The sequence below is a fragment of the Pseudoalteromonas sp. KG3 genome (assembly GCF_030436385.1).
GTDB lineage: Bacteria > Pseudomonadota > Gammaproteobacteria > Enterobacterales > Alteromonadaceae > Pseudoalteromonas > Pseudoalteromonas prydzensis.
Genome location: NZ_CP098523.1, coordinates 3,247,540 through 3,268,830, shown reverse-complemented (window position 1 = coordinate 3,268,830; position 21,291 = coordinate 3,247,540). Strand labels below are relative to the sequence as shown.

The following is a 21,291-nucleotide window of genomic DNA, read 5'->3' as shown; positions in this document are numbered from 1 at the left end:
CGCTTACCGCAACACTGTTAATTCACTGTTGTTAGGCTTTTTTCAGCCGTTAAATACGCCAAAATGAGCTAATTTGACCCCCTATTTTTAGGTTTTTTTGATTCGAACATGAGCAATAATCAGTTTGGAAACTTAGCACCGTAAAAAATATGTCATCACTATGAGCTAATCTGACCCTAGTGGTGTTTAAGCTGTTTGCTTATTCTGCCTATCAAATATGACCTATTGAGCTCAACATGAATTTATCGTTTTTAAAATTACATCGCTCATTACTGCTTATTTTAGTGGTGATGCTGGCCAGCGTATTAACCCTGACACTGAGCTACGGTCACTACAAAGGCCATAGTCAGATAGATTGGTTTGATGTAGCTGGTGAAGGCGGTATTACTGCCATGACCCTAGTGTGGATATTTTTTATTCTGCTAAGTAGGCCAAAGGGACGGGTAACCAACTTATTATTCTCAGGCCTTGCGATTATGAATTTGTCGATGACGCTCGATTTTATTGATGAGTTTGTCAGCTATAGTGAAGAACAAGCATGGCTGAGTACCATAGAATCCATTCCCGCACCATTTGGCATGATTTTAATGACTATGGCTTTGTATCATTGGCACCAAGAGCAAATGACCATTAATCAACAATTACGTAATCGCGAACGCTTTTATCGAGAGCATCAACTCAGTGATGCTATTAGCGGCCTAGCCAGCGCCGATTATATGAAAAGCCAGATCAGCCGCGAGCTAAATTTGCTCCATCATAGCCTGCATGGGTTTTCATTACTGATGTTAGATATTGCCCAGTTTGATCGCTTTAATCGTCAATTTGGTGATGCCGAAGGCGATAAACTGTTACAAGAGTTTGCTCAAGTGATCACCTTGAATATACGCGAGCAAGATTTAGTCTGCCGTTATGCCAGTGATTGTTTTATTGTCATGTTACCTAACACCGAACTGGCTATCGCAGAGCAGCTAAGCGTGTCGTTAGTCAGTGCGTTAGAAGCGTTTTCGTTTAATAGCAGCGACAAAGCCGTAACCTACAAACAAAAAGTACACACCAGTTTAGTGGCAGCAACGCACCGTGACTCAACCTCAGGTTTACTCAGTCAATTGCATCAACGATTATTAACTAATAAGCACTTACACGGACATACTGCGTGAGTGCAAGACTTAGCAACAGCAGCTACATCGACTCTCCTTGCCAAGGTTTACAATCATGGGCGGCGCAATTAGTTGATTTAGCCAAACACAGAGGGGTACACCCTGATAAATTACTCAAAGGCACAAAATTATTTTACCAAGATTTTGCCGCAGGAACGGCTTCACTCAGTGTTGAGCAATTTTATCGATTCTTGAATTCAAGTATTAAGTGCAATCATTATGCAGCCACCAGAACTTCTGATTGCCCCGTAAATAATTCATGAGGGGTTTTATACCCTCTTGTTTTTCTTGGCCGATGGTTGAGCTTATCAACTGCCGCCTGTATCTCTGCTTCACTTAGCGCCATAAAGTCAGTTCCCTTGGGGAAGAAGCGTCTAAGTAAGCCGTTGGTATTCTCATTTATGCCCCGCTCCCATGATGAATAGGGATGAGCGAAATACACATCAGCTTCTAATTTTTGTGCAACATGCTCATGGTGAGCAAACTCTTTTCCATTATCTAACGTCACGGTAATAACCTTACCTTTATATGGTGTCATACACGTGATCAGCGCATCGGCTGTTATTTTCGCATGCTTGCTTTCAATTCTGTGAACGACTGTATATAACGTTTTACGTTCAACCATTGTGACAAGCGCATTTTTACGCCCTTTACCTATCACTGTATCGCCCTCCCAATCACCAATCCTAGACTTTGAATCCACAATACTTGGGCGTTCATCAATGCTGACTCGATTAACTATCTGTCCACGTTTATCATAGCTTCCATAGCGTTTTTTATACTTTTTACATGCACGAGTGAGTGTCTTATGTAGCTTGCCACCACGAGCCTTGTCTCTGTAAATATATTGATAAATTGTTTCATGATGTAAAACGACCTGTTTCTCTAAAGCTAAGCGGCCTGCCACTTGCTCAGGGGAAAGTCCGTCATGCAACAATTTATTAATCCAGTGAGTGACGTCCTCTGTTAACTTACTTGCTTTGAAAGATGACTTACGTCTTTGTTCAGCAAAGTTATTGGCTTGGTTAGGCCGATAGCCTTTAAGTCCTTTATTGCGTTTTAGCTCTCTAGAAATAGATGACGGTGAACGAGTTAGTTCTTCAGCTATCTGCTTTTGGTTATTTCCTGCTTTTATTAACGCGTAAATCTGGTATCTTTCTTCTTGTGTCAGCTGTTTATATTTCATTAAAGCAATTTCCTTTGGCGAGAAAATGGCCGAATTATAACAGCTGGCCATCTAATCTGAGAAATTGCACTTATTATCCGAATTTAGGATTACAAGAAAACTGTCGTCAATTTGATAATCAACACCAACTCAGTTTTTTACTCGGGCGTAAACTACTCAATCACAACCCGTTATACAGCGCATTTTCTCAAGCCGAAAGTTTACGTACACTACAAAAACTACTCACCCGCACTCCTTTGCATGGCTTTAACTTATTTAATGCCGAACATAAATACCACCAAGGCCGCCATTACTTCATTATTAATCTCAGTTTTGGGGCAATAAATGCAATCGTAGAACAATTTTGCTGCGAATTATTTGCCAGTTTTATCGCTGCAACATGTAAATGGCGAATAGGTAATAACAGCGATCTCTGTTTTTCATTTCCCTATGCGCAGCCCACACACATAGAGCAATATCAAACCAATCTGCAAGCCAACTGCAAGTTTTCACAACAATTATTTATGGTCAGTATTAGTGATGAACTGTACAACAAACATTTAATTGATAGTTGCCCAAGTTTATTGCAGCAATCATTGGCAGCCATCCAGCAACAACCTTTACCTGCGGCATCTTGGCTGCAATTAGTACGCAATCATGTCAGTGCTCACCCACAACAAAATCTCGAAACCGTTGCTCAGCATTTCGTTATGAGCCCCGCCACTTTTAAGCGCAAACTAAAACAACACCATACTCGTTTTAGCGCCTTGCAAGATTGTATCAATCGCCAAACCGCGGTATTTAATATCACCACCTTAGCGCAAAGTAACGAAACCCTCGCTGGCGAGTTTAACTTTAACGACTTAACAAACTTTCGCCGCGCCTTCAAACGCTGGACGGGGACGACTCCCTCACAGCTGAGAGAATTGACCAACGAACATTAAATTAACACTTGTAATTAAAGTCCCGCAAATGTACCTTATTAATTGAAATATCGAAATAAGGAAGAGCAGTGCAGGCATCATTAGAAGATCTAATCAATGGCTGGCAAAATGGTTGCCCGCAAAGCGCTGATGAACTTAAAGCTCGGCTTTACTACCACCTAAAACAAGTTTGTCACGTACATTTAGAAGGTTACCGTAATGAAATCGATTCAACCTATGTATTGCAGCACTTACCACATACTGGGTCGCTATTACATCAGTCACTTATTGAATTAATTCCGCCACAACAAAGCATCAATCAGCAAACACAATTTAATACTTATTTAAGTGTATTTATCCGTAATATTTTACGCGATGAAATTCGCAAGTTTCAAACTCTCAAACGCACTCCTTGTGAGAATAATTCGGCACAAAGTGTTGATCAGATAAAGCACCAAGAGGATTTTTTAGCATTAGATAGCGCCTTAAATCATCTAGAAAAAAATCATCCGCAAAAAGCTCAAATATTCTCCCAACATTACTTTTTAGGGTTAGATACATCCGTATTAGCAACGCACTTCGAAGTATCCCTAGCGACTATTTATCGCGAGTTAGATGCTGCTAAAGCGTTTTTAAAAGTGCGTATTCAAACAAATTAAGATAATTCATGAATCAATTTAAAGACGCGCTTTCGTGTTTTGAACACTTACTTACACACCATGCTAACGACTTAACCTCAGGATTGCTGCAATTACAACTATCTGATGAACAACTCATCATTGAAGTGAAGCAATTAATCAATGCACATAAAAGTAATGATCAGAGCTCATTGTTTAATGACTTATTACATGGCCAATTAAATTTACTTACTGATGATCATCTGCTTTTACAACTGCAAGGCAGCGAAATAAGCCACTTTAGGTTAGAGCAATTAATTGGTTATGGAGGAATGGGTGCAGTTTACTTGGCGACTAGAAATGATGGCCAGTTAAATCAAAAGGTAGCGATTAAGTTATTTTATCCATCCATTGTACAATTACATGGACAAAAACATGTTTTACAAGAAGCACAATATCTTGCCAAATTATCACATCCTAATATAGCTAGCGTATTAGATGTCGGTAAATGCAGTGTTGGCACCTACATCATCATGCAATATATAGACGGTGATACATTAATTAACTACTCAAAAACCCTATCGCAAAAAGTAAGGTTAGAGGTATTTCAAAAAGTATGTGATGCCGTTGAGTATGCTCACCAACATAGGGTGATCCATGCAGATTTAAAGCCTTCAAATATCTTAGTAGATAACAATGGTGAACCTAAACTTGTTGATTTTGGTGTTGCACGTTCCAGTTCCATGAATCATGAAATACCTTTACATAACGCATATATAAAAGCGCTTAGTCACGAGTTTGCAAGCCCAGAACAACTGGCTGGTAAAAGCTTAACAACCCAAGCAGATATCTATAGTCTCGGGCGTATTTTAGAAAAACTACTTATACAACCTATTAGTACAGAGCTTCAAGAAATCATCAATAAATCACTAGCGCAACTACCACAGCAACGCTTTGCCTCAGCAGATACATTGAAACAAAATATCGCCACTTATCTGGCGCATCGTCCATTACTTTGGTTTAAACACTCAAAAACATATATATTAGGTAAGTTTATAAGACGATCCCCTCTTACTGCTGCTCTAATAACCTCAACGATCGCTTTTTTGAGTGTGGCCTGTATTAGTTTATTTCTTTATCAAGATGAACAAAAGCAAGCCGCAAAGCAACAGTATGAACTCCTCAACTTTTATCAAGATTTACTAATTAGTAGCACACCGCTAGCGCCGCAAGGTGCAAAACTGTCGGTATCGGCCTTGTTACTTGCTGGTGTTGAACAAGTAAAGCAGAGTCAATTAAGCCCAAAAAACCAACAAAGCGTACTCTTAACCGTTGCCCAAAGCTTATACTTGCATGGAAATTTTACAGCAGCTTTAGATATATTGGCGTTGTGCGATAGTTCGATTGACATGCAAATATTAAAAATTAAAAGTTTAATTAAATTAAATCAACAACAAAAAGCACGAATTCTTTGGCAAAAACTATCGCAGCAAAACCCTCAAAACAGCAACATTAAATTGCTTGGTTGGCTTACTAAAGATAGCTATTTAGCTGGTGATATAAAGCAGATCAAAATAGCTTTTCAAAATAGCGATGCATCCGAACTAAAACTGGAATTATTAATACATATTTTTACTCATCGTGATAATCACCCTATGCTCAGCCGTCAATTGATTCTCGAGAATGAAAATACGACAGCAACGTCTGCCTCGCAAAAAGCATGGCAATCGTTAATGAAAAGCAGCCTACTGATAGAAGATAATCAAATAGACCAAGCAATTAAGTTACTAGACTCAACATTACAAAATGCTGCGAACAACTACCACCCACTACATTGTGAGCTCGCAAAATTAAACCATTTTGCGGCAAATTTATATGCTCAAGCAGGTGCACAACTTGCGCAAGAACAAGCCCTGAATAAAGCCATGTTTATCTATCAACAGCTACTCCCAAACTTTGAACATGAACTTAGTACTGTACTATATGAGCAATATCAATATTACTTAAAAGAACGTGATTATTTGCAAGCAAATAACTTTTTAAATAAACAGCTACTACATTGTTCGACAAGTGATCAAAAATGCATGAAGGCGCGTTATGAAAGTACCATGCTAGGTTTAAGTTTGCGTAAGTACTCACAAACCTTAAAGAATGCAGAGCTATGGCTTGCCAATGGTACACAACAATCAAGCCAATATTACGATATCACCTTAGCAAAATACACGGCGCAATATGAACAAAATACACTGAATAAAACAGCATTATTTGATATTGACCTAACACAACTAAGCAAGCAACAGCAAGTTCAATGGTTAGAGCTTGTGATAAAAACAAATATGTTTAATACTTTAACTTCACAGCAAATGCAGCAGCTCATTGTCTATGCTAAATCAAACTCTCCCTTGGCATTTGAATTAATAGCGACTATTAATAAGCTAAACAATAATCCACACACACAGTGGTTAGCACAACTCGAAAAGCAAAACCATATATCACACTCCACAAAGAACCAATTTAGCCCTGCCAGAGATATCAACGCGATAAGTGAAACAAAGCGAGTTAGCTCGATCACGGCCCCTAAACATGCAAGCCAACTAAAAATAGGCTCTGAATTTACGATTGAATGGGATAGCAAACGATTAATTGGCAATACGATAAATGTATTAGTCAATCATACCGTCAACTATAAAGTTAACAGCTTTGATGATTTTAATAATTTGAAGAAAATTGATTGGCACCCAGCGGCAACTAATTTAAAAAACACGGGAACAGCCCAAATTGACCCTTATCATTTTATGGCCAATGGCACAAATCGCTTTAAACTTATGCTCATCAGCGATTTAGGCTATTGGAGCCTATCTGATGGTTTCTTTAGTATTGCTTCAGGTAAAACTGTTGATAACGGTTTAGAGCACTTTTTACTAAAAGACAAATTGGTTACAACTATTATCACACCTAAAGCCCTTGATATTTACCCTGTAGGTCAGCAAAAAACGATAACCTGGAACGCCAATAAACTCTACGGACAAACCGTTGCTATGTATGTTCTGCATGATGACTCTCGCGGAATTGGCGATAAGCAACAAGTGGATTTAAATATCGTGAATAATAGGCGCTGGTACCAGTTCGCTGAAGAACTGCCAAATACAGGAGAGTTTAACTTAGACCCTGCACTATTTAATGGCCGAGGTAACAATTATAAAATTTTAATCGTCTCTGATCTGGGTTACTGGAGTGTTTCTGATAAACGGTTCTCAGTGGTAAACCCGTTGTAATTTTAGTTAAAGCAATCGCACACTAGTGCGACTGCTTTACTTTAACTTTACTTAACCACGCCACTATTTTGATTATCCCGGTGAATTTTAGACCAAGTATTAGACATTAAACCTGTGCTGTCGGTTTGAATAGCCACAAGCTTACCTGTTGCACTAGCGGCCGATACATCACTTTCAGATAAAGTACCTATGTATAAAACCCCCTGACTATCGATAGCTGGAGAAGACCAAGTTACATTTGCTTTTAAATCATATTGCCATGCGAGCGTGCCATCTGGTTTATATGTATAAAGTAAATTACTTTCTGAAGAAAAGTACACATTACCATTATCGCCAATGGTAGGAGACACATAAACATCACCGGTAATTGCCACTTGCCATTTTATACTTTTATCATTGATATCGAGTGCGTAAAACTCACTATCATCATTATTTTTTGTACCAAAATAAATCGCACTACGCGACTCATCTATCGCTACCGATGAGCGAATGTATGGCGCCTCGAACACCTGCGGGTTTGGTAACTCAAACTGCCAACGAAGATCCAAATTATCATCAAAGCTGTATAAAACTCCGGCTTCAGACCCAAAGTAAATATTATTGTTAGAATCAATAGCTGGAGTAGAGTAAACCAAGTCACCTGCAAAGGTGTCTATATCTTTGAATTCGCCAACTAACTCATAACTATTTAAATCAAGCTTAAGTACGCGGCCTTCATCATAAAAAACAAGCTCACCGTTATAATTTACCGCTCCATTTACAAATCGGTCTTGTCGCTCTGCACAGTTACATAAACGCTCAAACAAGCTCTCACCCGTTTGCGCATTAAAAGCGCGGATATCTAAACCGGTATATATAACTTGGCCTTCAAAAGCCACAACCTTGGTTAAACCAGAACCTGTTTGAAAGCCATAATCAGATACGCGTTGACGCCACATTTGCTCGCCGCTACTATTTAGAGCTACTAAATCGCGATATGCTTTTTCAAACTCACCTACTCGCTTATCAACAGTGAAATAAATATTTTCATTATGTACAACCGGGCTTGAACGCACTTCTTCACCATTAGGCAAAGTGTAACGCCACTTTTCACTGCCATCGCGGTTATAAGCTACCATCAAATCACTGCCTGCGGGGTCATTGCGTACATTCTTAGCTGTGCCTATATAAATTGTTTGCTCATCAGCACTAAGTGCCGGTGACGAGTAATAAGCAAAGCTTGTTGTTGGTAATAATTTTTCCCACACTAAGCGCGACGCTTCTACTTTATCTGGCTGTTTATCTGCATCAGATTTTGTAGTTTGTGAGTCATCGCTACCACCTCCACAAGCAGATAGAAGAAGACTGAACGTGAATAAAATTGATGTTTTAACTTTAGGTGATTCAAACTGTAACTTCATGTAATTCCTTAGATAGTTATTATTTATAGCTAAATAAATTTTACGAAGAAATCACAACAATGACAGACACGAATAGCAGTTAAATTTTTCTCATAAATTTAAAATATTTTTATCTGTCTTTATGGCGTTACTAAATCATTGAGACGAATTACTTATTCTCAGCCTCGGGGATTGTATCTACAGGCACGCAACTACCGGGGTCAAGCTCAAAGCCTTCGTGTAACCCATTTTGCATTTTAGCTAAAAACGCCTCACTTAAAGGCTCACGAGCTGTAATTGAATGATATTCAACTTCACCTTTATACGTGCATTTATAAGGATACACATAGCGATTTTCATCGCCCTCTACAGATGAGTCACTCACCGCACACCCCGATAAAGCACCAAACATGCAAACACAAAAAATTAAACGAACCATAACCACCTCCATACGTAGCAGCGGGTTTATCCCGCGTCGAGTTTACCCAAACGTAGCAGCGACTTTACGTCGCGTTCTTTTAAGACTTTACGTCGCGTTCTTTTAAGACTTTACGTCGCGTTCTTTTAAGACTTTACGTCGAGTCGAGTTTACCCCGAAACGTAGCAGCGACTTTATGTCGCGTCCTTTTAAGACTTTACGTCGCGTTCTTTTACGGATTTACCCCGCGTTCTTTTAAAGAGTTTACCTCTCGCTTTAAGATAAATGACGCGGGGTGCATTTACGCGGGGTAAACCCGCTGCTACTAAATTCATTTACGCAATATAAAATCGACGCGGGGTAAACCCGCTGCTACGATTAATGTTTAACCTACAAGGAAGGTAGATGAACAACGCATATCGGCTCAGAAAAGGCAGAGTGTCTTTAACCAACCATTTTTACAGCATCACCATTGTTACCCATCAACGCCAGCGGTTTTTTACTTGCCTTGCTATCAACCGGCAAATCATCAACCACATGCAACAACTCCAGCAGCAACAGCTTATAAAATCAATCGCCTTTGTGCTCATGCCAGACCACCTCCACTGGCAATTCCAATTACTTGAACATGCCACACTTGCAGGCGTAGTTCGAACATTTAAAGGGCAAACAGCAACCACCTGTCGTAAATATGACATCCACAAACTTTGGCAAAAAGGCTACTACGACCACTTAATCCGTGATGAAAACGATTTAATAAACCAAGCCCGTTATATCGTTGCAAACCCATTAAGAACAAAATTAGTAACAACTGTAATGGTCAACAAATTCTGTAGAGATTCTAAGCGGCATTTTTTAATTCATTATATTTCTGATGTGGCGTCATATAATTAAGCGTAGAATGCCTACGTTTGTAATTGTAAAACTGAATATAATTGTCCACCTCACTTATAACTGAATGATGATTTATAAATGACAGGCGATTCAGTCGCTCTGTTTTTAAACTTCTAAAAAATCGCTCCATTACTGCATTATCCCAACAATTACCTCGACGACTCATACTTTGCGTTATAGTTAGTTGTGATAACCGAGCTCTAAACGAGGCCGCAGAATACTGACACCCCTGATCGGAATGAAACATCAGTTGATTAAGAACCGGCTGTTGACGCTTAATAGCATTATTCAATGCTGCTATAGCCAATTCAGCATTTGGGCTTGTTGATAAGGCATACCCTACAACTTCCCTCGTTGATAAGTCTAACACACAGGCCAAGTAGCTCCACCCTTGATGGTTCCTGATATAGGTAATATCACCGACCCAATGCGTGTTATGTGAATCAGGGTTAAACTCTCGTTTTAAGAGGTTCTGTGCGTACTTATGTTCATCACCTGAGTTAGGGTAGTAATGTTTTTTCTTCGGCCTGATGGCTTTTATATTCAACTTTTTCATCAGTGCCGCTGTTTTATATATTCCAATCGTATGATTTAACGCATTCAGTTCAACGTTCACTCTGCGTCTACCATACGTATAACCAGAATCGTCAGCGATAGATTTAATTAACTCCAGCAGTGCCTGCTCTGACTTATTTGGCGCGACGGGCGCATAGTAATAACTACTTGTACTGACTTCTAAAGCACGACACAACTCAGATACCGTATAGCTTGGGGTCGCTTTCTTCAACGCTTTAATTACTTTAAATTTTGATTGTCGCGAATGAAGAAAGCGGTGGCTTTTTTTAATATATCATTATCCCTTAAAGCTCGCTGTAGCTGCTTCTCTAGCAATTGAATACGTTGCTGTTCTGGTGTGAGTGCTTGTACATTTCCCGGGCTCTTACCATCTAGCTCAGATAGATATTGTTGCTTCCAACGTGATACTGCTGACTTTCCTGCGCCAGACATCTCTTCAATTTGCTTATTGGTATAACCTTCTTCTACCATTAATTTGGCATATTCAAGTTTTTGTTGTGCACTGAGTGTTACTTTTGATTTTCTGGTCATAGTGATACCTTTTGGGTTTAGCTCATTTTACGCTATAAACCTGTCCAGTTTCATTAGACCATTACATAACGGCCAACGCTGCCTGTATTTTCTTTTCCTTGATTAATGGGTCTGAAGTGTAACGCCCATTATTCTTATTTTGTAAGGAGTCAGACGCAACATTTGCAAAAAATGTTCCTAAGAAACCTGCTTGTGCTGGCGTTGAATTAACGAGTATGCACAAAATTAATATAAACCTTTTCATTTTAATCCTTCTTATATTGTTTAACGTTAAATATAAAACTAAATATTGTTTCTCGTAGCGGGGTAAACCCGCTGCTACGTTTAAACGTGGTGTAAAAATGACTCGACGATTCATCAAATCGGTGATCATTCTTTTAGAGGCTGGCTCGCACCAACCGGACATGCTTGCTGCCGCTCTCACCGTCGTTGTCAACATTGCCATTAAAGAAATCGACGTACCATGCGAAATTGCCAAAGTAGGCATAGGGCGACGACGACCAAAACCAACTATCCGGTGTATCAGGAAAAATAGCGCCATTTATACTCGGGTTATAACAACGCTGCTCTACAATAGAGGTCAGCTCATTTTTATTCGGTACTCGCCAATCACTGTGGCCCGCATAGTCCGTGCCGTTTTGAGCTAATGCTTGCTGCCACGTAAACGAACTTGCAACACCTGTACAACTTTCACCCTGCCATGTTTGCCCAATACTACAACGCATCCACATTAAGCCAGTGGTATTGTGTGTGACCGTACCATTATCATATATGGTAAAGTCACTGCTAGGCGTACTAAAGGGAATGGCTGTATTTTCGTTAGTACAGCTGCCATTTGCTACAGCATTACCTAAAAAAAACAGGCTAACCAAGCCAATGGAAAGTTTAAGTGTGGTATTCATTATTTCTCCTTACTCGTGTTATTAGCTTGCCCTTTAAGCTGTTGGTTATTTTGTGTCGCAATGATGATTTTGTAACGCTTACTTAACCCAAACAACATAGCCTGAATTGCATTGATATCTTCCAACCATGCTTTGCCTACATCTTTATTGATATAGCCGATATCCATCCCTATCAAAACCTGTGTTTCTAACTCTGCTAATGAGCCTTTGGCGATTGATAAAAATTGCACCGTTTCTTTATCTGATAGTCGGCTCACTCCCTCTGCTATATTAGAGGGCACAGATAAACCGCTGCGCGTTAATTGATCCCTAAAACCAAAATCGTTAAGGTTAAATGTTGCTTTATATATTTCGGCACTTAAACGTGCCGAGCGCTTCCATACATCCAACTCTTTAAAGTTCATCCACACACTCCGTATCTGTCAGGTATTAACGTCACTGATTCGGCGATTCATCAAATCAATGATCATTCTTTTAGTGTCTGGCTCGCACCAACCGGACATGGCTGCCGCTGCTCTTAGGGCCGCCGTAAACATAGCCATTGCTGAAACTGACGCACCATGCGTAATCGCTATAGTCGGCATCGGGCGACGACGACCAAAACGAATGTGGCTGAATTTGCGGGAAGTACCGCGTGTCAATCGCTGGATAATAAGTGCCATTGTCTACAATGCCCATGAGCTCTAATCGTGTTGGTAATCGCCAATCGCTGGCACCACATAAGCTTTGGGTGTTTACCCGCTCAACATACGCGTGGGTATTGCAGTAACTGGCTTCGTTATTAGCATCATAGCCATAGCAAATATCGCCATCGTCATTTTGATAGCCTGGGTGCCCGCCATTATTGTTGCTATCAGGGTTATACCAGTTATAACGGTCCTTTTTATCGTGCAGGCCGCCGTCATCGGTTTTTACTTCCCATATTAATCCTGTGTGGTTATCGCGCACGCACGACCATGCAGTTGCAGATTCTGGTAAGTCATTGCCGTTGGCATCCAGCTTGGTAAAGTCAAAGCCAGCATTACCACCACCGACTTTTTCCAGTGTGCCTGCCTTGGCTTGTGCATCACGGCCGTATTCTGCATCTTGTCCTTCATAATCGGTAACTGGGCAGTCAAGCTTGTTGTTATTGCCATCAGCACACCGCGTTATGCCCGTGTCATTGAGTTTGCCTGTTGCCGTAGTTGGCGGCGGGGTATTTAAGTATTTTAAGTCCGTAATACGGGTAATGGCAGCCAAATAATCAAGCGTTGCTTGGTCAAACTGATTTCCCCGTAAATCCGCACTGTTTAATGCTAAATTATCGTCAAGGTTAATAGTTGCAAGGTTATTATTAGCTAAGTTTAAGCTAGTTAGCCCTGTCATATGGCTCAGCTCAGTGACCGATGCAATGCCTTTATTACTGCAATTCAGCGTGGTTAAATCAGCCAAACGAGTCACTTGTTGGGCATCAACATGTGCTTGTACACACTGAGCAAAATGAGTGTCGGCAAACTCAATGCCGAGCACGTTGTTATCATTAATTGTATTGCGTACATCAACAGAGATATCTTCACTCCCCCTTAAAAATATTCCACCAGATTTATTTTTAATGTAAAAGCGCTGAAGCCCCGTTATATTTGCTATACAGTCTATTTTAACTTGTGTTGAGGTGACTTCATAAACACTACTACAAGATTCTGAACCGGCTAAAGACATCGCAATCGAATTGGGTAAGTGTTCGCCACTTAGCGTGAATGTGGTGTTTTCTCCTTTTATTGCACTTAATGGAGTTAAGCCTGTTACCTCAGTTAAGCGCTCTGGATAGTTATCAACCAAAAAAGGAACAGGGTCTACGAAATGGCGATCAGGCCCATAACCTAATTGACTTGTTGGAAAGTCACTTTCCGCATCCCAAATGCCAAAGTGTAAATGCGGCCAATCTTCTATTCCATCATCTGTACCAACATAATAACTCTCTACCTTACCAATGACCTCTCCAGGTCCAACAATATCGCCAGTAACTAAGCTATTTATGGCACCTACATGACCATACAATGCATAAAAGTTATCTCCATTGTCTTTTGTGTGCATTATCACAATTGCCCCACCGGGTAGCGACGGATTAGTACCACCAAAACCAGCCGCACTTGAAAGCACCTTTATAACTTGGCCACGAGCGATGGCAACTACATTATCACCAACAAAAGCAGGATAATCTTTAGCTAGGTGAGATGTATTATCGCCATGCCAATCTCTGTCATACGGGCCTGAGTAGCCGCACTCTTTACAAGGTTGAATAAAACTATGAGCACTTACTGTCCTTACATCTAACTTGAGAGCCTCTGCTCCAGAAATAATAGTGCCTCCTGTTGTTTCTTTGATGTAAAAAGCAAGCTGTGTTTTAGCTGTGTTGGGTATTCCACAGGTAATATTAGCCAACTCACTATTTACCACCTGCATTGCGGAGCATGAATCTGAGTCCTCTAACGCCATCGCTAAAGTTTCAGGGAAGTGCTTACCAGTTACTGTAAATGTAACTGCAGACGTACCTGCCACCACTTGCTGAGGACTAATAGATGAAAATTCAGCTTTAGGAGCATTTGCTTGTGTTACTTCTAACTTAAGCTCTTCGGCCCCAGAAATAATGGCCCCCCCTGCAGCTTCTTTAATATAAAAAGCAAGCTGTGTTTTATTAGTGCTAGGTATTGCACAAGTTATCTCCGCTGAATAATGACCACTGAAAACTTGTACTTCTGAGCAAGAGCTTGAATCTTCTAAAGCCATCGCTAAAGTTTGAGGGAAATGTCTACCTATCACTTTAAATGTTACTGCTGAGGTGCCTGCTACCACTTGTTTTGGATTAATAGATAAAAATACAGGCTTAAAATCACCCTCTGCAGGCCCAATAGTTACTTTTATTGTGTCTATATCACGTCGCTGCTTTTCATCTTCAACCTCTAACTTTATTGTGAACTCAGTAGGTACAGCAACATTAGGTGCATAAAAACTAGGCTTGGCAGTATCAGCATCATAAATTTTTAACGTTGTTGTATAAATACCTATTTGCGACCAATTAAACTTTAGAGCGCCATCTTTATTATCTGTTGCATAACTTGCACTTCCATCTAAAGTAACTTTAGTATTTGCCCAAGCAAATTGATCTGGGCCAGCATTGACAATGATAGCTCCTGCTTTTGGAACCACTGTTATATTTACACTATCAGTGCCACTATTACCTTGACTATCAGTGACTGTTAGTTGGTAAGTAAAAGTAATTTTTTTATTGGTGTCTATAGCGTAACAACCAGCTACCCCTTTACTCACAAATTGGCAGGATTCATTAAAAATACCGTCGTGGCTATCTATTCGCAGCCAGCTATAGCTAAGCTGATATTGTTTGTCAGTCTCATCAGTACTCTGGCTACCATCAAGTTCATAATATTCACCCGATGTTATAACTTGATCATCACCCGCAACGGCAATAGGTGCGGTTTTATCTTGCGGGTTTATAATAATTTGTTGTTTAGCTGTTGTAAGCTTCCCACCATCATCCGTAACATTTAAATAAACCAACATTGTTTGAGTAGACGCAACATTTGGCGCCTCAAAAGTTGCTTTATTAGTTCGTGCACCACTTTTTATTGGCAACAACTCATTCTCTAAATAAGCTATCCATTGGTAATCATTTATTGTGCCATCAACATCATCGGCATTAGCTTCTAAATAAAACGATTCCCCTGAAGTAAAAGCTAAGTTACTTGGAGTAAGTATTTCAACACTAGGCGGTTTATTCTCATGCTCTTCATTTACGGTTATTGATAACTCCTCTTCTAAACCCGCAAAAAGTGATTGATAACTTAACTCCATTTTATAAAAATATGTATTCGCTTCTTCTGGGAACTTAAAGTCGATATCAACAACTCTGCTATCTTCACTATTGCTGTATGTGACAGTTTTAAACGTTAACCCACCTAAGTCATCACAAAGCTCAAATCGTTTACAAGGCAAAGCTTTCATGTTAAGTGTAGGGTCGAATTCATCAATGTACTCTTGACTTCCTTGCAAATCAAAAGTAAGAGTTAACGTCACTTCTCGCCCTTTATCTCCTTGTAAAATAAAACCTCTAGATTGATCAAATTCTTGTATTGCTCCTCTATCTATTTGATAGGTATTGATAGAAAAGCTTGGGTTTTTCTCCCTATATTCTTGTTCATCTTTAAGTTTTATTTTTTTATATGTTGTCATCATCAAAGCTGCAAAACTTGCTTCGGGGGTTAATTTAAACAAATTACTATTTTCGCAAGTTTCATAAATATCGCCACATGTGTTCTTAAAACCGTATGTATCTGCATGCATTTCTTTATAGTTGCTATAAAATTGGTACATGTCCTCAACATTATTAAAAAAAGCTTTAGAGTTTATATCACTAATAGAGCTATAGCTTCCTATCGCAAACCAGCGTTTTTTCCCACTACCGCTAATAAACCCAAGATCTTTTTCAAAATCATCAAGCGTTGCCCTATCTGATATCCCCAGCCCTTCACGGTTCAAAATGTAAGTTTTTATCTGGTTATTAAAAGCTATATCATTTGCTCCCTTAATAAGCATTCCTCCAAGCTCTACTGGATTATAAACTGGCACATTTAACCAACTTAATATTTGCTTAGCAGCCTCTGAGGGACTAATGGGGATACCGTACTGATTAATTCCACCATCACTAAAATCAATAGTTGATAAAACGTTTAATGCATTAGTGGAGGATGGTGGGAAATCAAACATTCCTAACGAAGCTGTCATCGCTTGTAAGCTGGCAGTCGCAATTTGTCGAGCACCATCCGTTTCTATTGAAACACCAATACCACCTCTATATGCCTGTATTACATTTAAACCTGCTTTTATATCATTCCAACGATTCATAGAGGCTTCGATAGTGCTATCATTTTTATACAGATACTTATAAGCGGTTAAATATTTAAAATCTTCTTTTATGCCATCTGGGTGATCATCATCTGTATATGTGCCGTCTAAGACTTGTACTAAGGTAAGTAAATTATTTAATTTTAAGAACTGGTCATAGACATTCGTTTCGCAGCTATCGTCATTGATGCAAGAGTTCAAAATATCTTCCCACATATCATCGTCCCATCCTTCATAGTCAATGGGACCTGAATAGTGATTAGCCAACAACTCTTTTACTTTATCTAAGTTTTTCTTTAACTTTTCACAACTATCCCTAAGACAAATACTCTCAACAGTAAAGCTTGTGAAATGTTGAGTCTCAAAATAAATAAGTTTATTTTCTGTGTCGACGTGACTTGCATTTAAGTAATCTTTATCGCCACTATCAGAGTAGCGAACAACTCTAAGGTTTTCTGGTGCTGTATTGCTGTAATAAGGTAGCGCTACGGTCACTGGCTTTTTAAATACAGTGCCAGCTGGATAAAACACGATAGTATCGCTAACCTGTAAATTATCTATTGCAGCAGTGCCGTCTACTACTTTATTTACTTCAATTGTTAGATTTTTTGAACTTGCTCCAGCTGGCACAGTTACGCCAGCTCCGAGGCCAAAGCTTTCAGCCAAATTAAAAAATACTGTATCAGACTCGCTAGTTTGAGCGCTTGCGACTAATTCAACTTCTGCTGCATGAATAACTTGCGATAATTGACCGATTACTTCTCCTTGATGACTTAATTCTGCTGTTACACTTGTTAAGCCTGCATCTGTTTCAGTATAAGGTTCTTCAAAATCGTGTACCTTATTATTAACCTGCCATTGAACACTAATTGAATCGGGTATATCTGGTAAGCTTGCAGAAAAAGAAAATGGTATTATTTGATAATTTTGTGTGTTTAGATCAATTTGATAGTCAAATATATGTAAAAGACTTCTTAATTGTTCAACTTTGGTTAAATTTTGATAAATTGTGGGGATATAAAAATCCCGTATGTCTTTATAATCAATATTTAGTTTATTGCTGCTTGTATAAGGATTAAAATAGAGGATATCTTTATAATCAACTTGCCCATCTAGGTTAATATCTTGTATTAGTTGTGTAGCTAAGTTAGGCAATGTTTTTGAGTAGATATTGCTAATTGAAGTAGCGCTTAAAGTATCTTCAACTTGTAAATATAATAGATCAGATAAAGCCGTTACTTGAGTTTCTTGTTCAATTAAGTCTGTAGCTGAGACAATGGCTCTTATCTTACCTTTCACATCAACAATCTCTTCATCAACGATAATGCCATCAAGGTTTGAGTCTATCTCCTTACCGCCACTTACTTCTAGCAAGTAATAGTTATCAGCTGGTAAAGCTAGCTCTTGAAAACTAAACATACCAACATTCTCTTGCTTAGAAGAAGTTACAGATTCAGCAATTAATGTCATTTCAGGTAACTTTAAAAGTTTAACTTTTGCTCCGGCAAAACTAACATTGCCAGCGACGCTATAACTATCACTACTAAAGCTGGCTTGCACTTGGCAGTTGGCGGTTACCGCCCCTGTGGTGTAAGTGTTGCCATTTAAGCTGCCGTTACACCCTGTTACTGCATCAATACTGTAACCTTCATTCGGTGTAATCGTAATTTGTGCATTACTACCTTGATTGACGTTTTGTGTAGCAGGGTTAACCGTACCGCCCTCATCCGCAGTGGCACTTACGGTATAGCTATCAACACTAAAACTCGCTTGCACTTGGCAATTAGCGGTTACTGCACCTGTAGTGTAGGTATTACCAATTAAACTGCCACTACACCCTGTTACCGCGTCAATGCTGTAACCTTCGTTTGCTGTAATCGTAATTTGCGCACTGCTACCATGGTTTGCGCTTTGTGTGGCAGGGTTAACCGTACCGCTTTCACTTGCAGTGGCGCTTACTGTGTAGTTATTAATGCTAAAACTCGCTTGCACTTGGCAATTTGCAGTTACTGCAATTGTGGTGTAAGTGTTGCCACTTAAACTGCCACTACACCCTGTTACCGCGTCAATGCTGTAACCTTCGTTTGGTGTAATCGTAACTTGCGCGCTACTACCATGGTTTACGCTTTGTGTGGCAGGGTTAACCGTACCGCCCTCGCCTGCACTGGCGTTTACTGTGTAGCTATCAATACTAAAACTGGCTTGTACTTGGCAATTAGCGGTTACTGCACTTGTGGTGTAAGTGTTACCACTTAAACTGCCGCTACACCCTGTTACCGCGTCAATGCTATAACCTTCGTTTGCTGTAATGATAATTTGAGCACTACTGCCATGGTTTACGCTCTGTGTGGCAGGGTTAACCGTACCGCCCTCGCCTGCACTGGCGTTTACTGTGTAGCTATCAATACTAAAACTAGCTTGTACTTGGCAATTGGCGGTTACCGCACTTGTAGTATAAGTGCTGCCATTTAAGCTGCCGCTACAGCCTGTTACTGCGTCAATGCTGTAACCTTCGTTTGGTGTAATCGTAATTTGAGCACTGCTGCCGTGGTTTACATTTTGTGTTGCAGGGTTAACCGTACCACCCTCGCCAGCACTGGCGTTTACGGTGTAACTGTCAATACTAAAACTGGCTTGCACTTGGCAATTGGACGTTACTGCACCTGTGGTATAGGTATTACCATTCAATGTGCCTTTACAGCCTGTGACATTGGCTATGCTGTAGCCTGCATTCGCTGATACGGTTAAAGTTGTTGTTTGCCCAACATTAATCTCTTGACTCATTGGTGAAATACTGCCGCCCACACCAGCTTGGGCTGTTACTAATACAGTTTGAGGGTCAAATGTTGCCCGCACTTCACATTCAGCAGTGATCATACCTGTGGTATATATATTACCTGCTAATGAACCATTACAGCCTTCAACTGACTCGATATTATGGCCATCATCTGCCGTTACAGTGAATGTTAAAGTTTCTCCATAAGTAGCCATCTGCTCAAGTGGGGATATTTGCCCGCCCTCACCCGCTTGAGCAGTGACTAAAAATGACCTAAGTGAGAACTCTGCTGATATTTCGCAGTTTTGTGTAATGGCTGCTGTTTGATAACTTGTTCCATTTAAAGTACCGGTACACCCTGTTACACTTTCAATGCTATAACCTGTATCGCTTGTAATAGTAAATAATGCAGTATCACCATGAGCCACAGCTAGGCTCTCTGGCGTTATAACCCCGCCAATTGACTGATTAACTGTCACCGAGTGCATTCTTATAACAGCTGGGCCGCCAGGATCTTTGATCACCCCATTAATCACGCCATCGCTATCACCCGCTCCACCATCAGTTAAAGTTAATGTTAGTGTTAAGCCATCATCACTCACTGTCACATTTTCTTGGTCCAGCGCTTGCCATTGTTGCTCTATCAATTTTTGATAAGTAAATTGTGTAGGTAATGGGTTTTCATAGGTTATTTGCAGCTCGATGGTTTGCCCTGCTTCAGTTGCAATATCAACGGCAAGTAAATCTCGCTCAAATTCAAGCACGCTATTTAAGGCTGGTAATTCTGGGGTAGAGGGGTCAATAATGCCTTTACTTGATGGTAAAATACTGCCTTTACCATCTAACACAGTAACATTAATTTTTGCGGCATCTTCGCCATTAAATTGTTGGCTTGTTGGTAATGTTGTTGCGTTTACTTTGCAATCAGCAGTGAGTGTATCAACTTTATAAACGCCATCATCTAATACCCCATCACAGCCTGTTATTTCATCTAATAAATAACCTGAACTTAGTTCATAATTAATGACAGCTGAGTCGCCATAAACATAGTCGGTTTTATCTGCACTGAGCGTTATATAAGCATCACTTTCAAGTGTTAAGTTAATTGTTTTGGCTTCAAATATTGCGGTTACTTGGCATGATTGTGTTGCACTTTCAATAGTGTATTTATTATTACTATACTTGCCATTACAGCCTTCAACGTTAGCTACTTGATACCCTTGAGCAGACTGTAGCTCAAATGTACCACTTTCTCCTTGCTTTAAAACAAGGCTTGTAGGGTTTAGCTGTCCTTCACCTTGAACATTAGTAGATATAGTGTAACTTTGTATCGGTTGTTCAGTCTTTTTTTTGTTATCGTCACTACCACCACAAGCGGTAAGCAAAGCACACAATACAAATAACGCACTATTTTTCATGTCAGTTCCTTGAAGACTCAATGGGTAATTACATTAATTTTTGTTAATGACTAACAGCGCAAACATATAAAGTGATAATAAAAACGCCGTGTTTAACAAATGCAACTACAACTACAACTACAAAAACAAATTAACAACATTAAATTAACTTCCGAGCGATAAAATTTATACACACGTATTCTGTTTAAAATTTTCTCAAAAAATTTTAAATATTTTTCTGGTTGCAGCGGGTTTACACCGCGTCGAAAAATAAACGCGACGTAAAGTCGCTGCTACGACTCATGAGTAATTATCAATTACTTAATAAAGCCCTTGCTATTGTGACAAATTAACAAATAATGGTGCCACTGTTCACGGGATT

The 21,291-nt window shown here is 39.7% G+C and carries 14 protein-coding genes; 6 read left to right on the top strand and 8 right to left on the bottom strand.

The window, feature by feature from the left end; all coding sequences use genetic code 11:
- Nucleotides 1-236: 236 nt before the first annotated feature.
- The gene (locus NDQ71_RS15380; protein ID WP_064665488.1) at nucleotides 237-1,157 is read left to right on the top strand and encodes a GGDEF domain-containing protein; all 921 of its coding nucleotides are present in this window, start codon (nucleotides 237-239) and stop codon (nucleotides 1,155-1,157) included.
- Nucleotides 1,154-1,420, top strand: a complete 267-nt coding sequence (locus tag NDQ71_RS15375) for a hypothetical protein (protein ID WP_301561815.1) — start codon at nucleotides 1,154-1,156, stop codon at nucleotides 1,418-1,420. Before NDQ71_RS15380 ends, NDQ71_RS15375 begins: the two co-directional genes overlap by 4 nt.
- Here the strand turns inward: NDQ71_RS15375 and NDQ71_RS15370 are convergent.
- A complete protein-coding gene (locus NDQ71_RS15370) occupies nucleotides 1,375-2,343 on the bottom strand; it encodes an IS30 family transposase (RefSeq protein ID WP_086959932.1) in 969 nt (322 codons plus the stop codon). The two genes, NDQ71_RS15375 and NDQ71_RS15370, sit on opposite strands and share 46 nt — an antisense overlap.
- A gap of 14 nt (nucleotides 2,344-2,357) precedes the next feature.
- Between NDQ71_RS15370 and NDQ71_RS15365 the strand changes: the two genes are divergently transcribed.
- The 3 genes from NDQ71_RS15365 (at nucleotide 2,358) to NDQ71_RS15355 (ending at nucleotide 7,137) form a co-directional block, all read left to right on the top strand.
- On the top strand, nucleotides 2,358-3,266 hold the full coding sequence (locus tag NDQ71_RS15365; protein ID WP_301561814.1) for an AraC family transcriptional regulator: 909 nt from the start codon (nucleotides 2,358-2,360) through the stop codon (nucleotides 3,264-3,266).
- Between the two features lie 68 nt (nucleotides 3,267-3,334).
- A complete protein-coding gene (locus NDQ71_RS15360) occupies nucleotides 3,335-3,904 on the top strand; it encodes a sigma-70 family RNA polymerase sigma factor (protein WP_301561813.1) in 570 nt (189 codons plus the stop codon).
- A gap of 8 nt (nucleotides 3,905-3,912) precedes the next feature.
- A complete protein-coding gene (locus NDQ71_RS15355) occupies nucleotides 3,913-7,137 on the top strand; it encodes a serine/threonine-protein kinase (RefSeq protein WP_301561812.1) in 3,225 nt (1,074 codons plus the stop codon).
- 47 nt (nucleotides 7,138-7,184) lie between these two features.
- Here NDQ71_RS15355 and NDQ71_RS15350 read toward each other — a convergent pair whose 3' ends face one another.
- Both NDQ71_RS15350 and NDQ71_RS15345 read right to left on the bottom strand, forming a co-directional pair.
- Nucleotides 7,185-8,537: a PQQ-binding-like beta-propeller repeat protein gene (locus tag NDQ71_RS15350; protein ID WP_301561811.1), complete on the bottom strand. Its 1,353-nt coding sequence runs from the start codon at nucleotides 8,535-8,537 to the stop codon at nucleotides 7,185-7,187.
- A gap of 148 nt (nucleotides 8,538-8,685) precedes the next feature.
- Nucleotides 8,686-8,955: a hypothetical protein gene (locus NDQ71_RS15345; protein ID WP_301561810.1), complete on the bottom strand. Its 270-nt coding sequence runs from the start codon at nucleotides 8,953-8,955 to the stop codon at nucleotides 8,686-8,688.
- 384 nt (nucleotides 8,956-9,339) lie between these two features.
- Here NDQ71_RS15345 and NDQ71_RS15340 point away from each other — a divergent pair, with 384 nt between their 5' ends.
- Nucleotides 9,340-9,828, top strand: a complete 489-nt coding sequence (locus NDQ71_RS15340) for a transposase (protein ID WP_301561809.1) — start codon at nucleotides 9,340-9,342, stop codon at nucleotides 9,826-9,828.
- Here the strand turns inward: NDQ71_RS15340 and NDQ71_RS15335 are convergent.
- From NDQ71_RS15335 to NDQ71_RS15315, 5 genes are all read right to left on the bottom strand, one after another.
- A protein-coding gene (locus tag NDQ71_RS15335) for an IS3 family transposase (protein ID WP_086962489.1) occupies nucleotides 9,776-10,935 on the bottom strand; the annotation gives its coding sequence in 2 pieces (ribosomal slippage) (nucleotides 9,776-10,662 and nucleotides 10,662-10,935; 1,161 coding nt in all). The two genes, NDQ71_RS15340 and NDQ71_RS15335, sit on opposite strands and share 53 nt — an antisense overlap.
- A gap of 61 nt (nucleotides 10,936-10,996) precedes the next feature.
- Nucleotides 10,997-11,308, bottom strand: a complete 312-nt coding sequence (locus NDQ71_RS15330) for a hypothetical protein (protein WP_301561808.1) — start codon at nucleotides 11,306-11,308, stop codon at nucleotides 10,997-10,999.
- 4 nt (nucleotides 11,309-11,312) lie between these two features.
- The gene (locus NDQ71_RS15325) at nucleotides 11,313-11,837 is read right to left on the bottom strand and encodes a DUF1566 domain-containing protein (protein ID WP_301561807.1); all 525 of its coding nucleotides are present in this window, start codon (nucleotides 11,835-11,837) and stop codon (nucleotides 11,313-11,315) included.
- A complete protein-coding gene (locus NDQ71_RS15320) occupies nucleotides 11,837-12,241 on the bottom strand; it encodes a four helix bundle protein (RefSeq protein WP_301561806.1) in 405 nt (134 codons plus the stop codon). The genes NDQ71_RS15325 and NDQ71_RS15320 overlap by 1 nt, the downstream gene beginning before the upstream one ends.
- A gap of 70 nt (nucleotides 12,242-12,311) precedes the next feature.
- Nucleotides 12,312-20,930, bottom strand: coding sequence for a DUF1566 domain-containing protein (locus NDQ71_RS15315; protein WP_301561805.1), 8,619 nt, complete (start codon nucleotides 20,928-20,930; stop codon nucleotides 12,312-12,314).
- Between the last annotated feature and the right edge of the window lie 361 nt (nucleotides 20,931-21,291).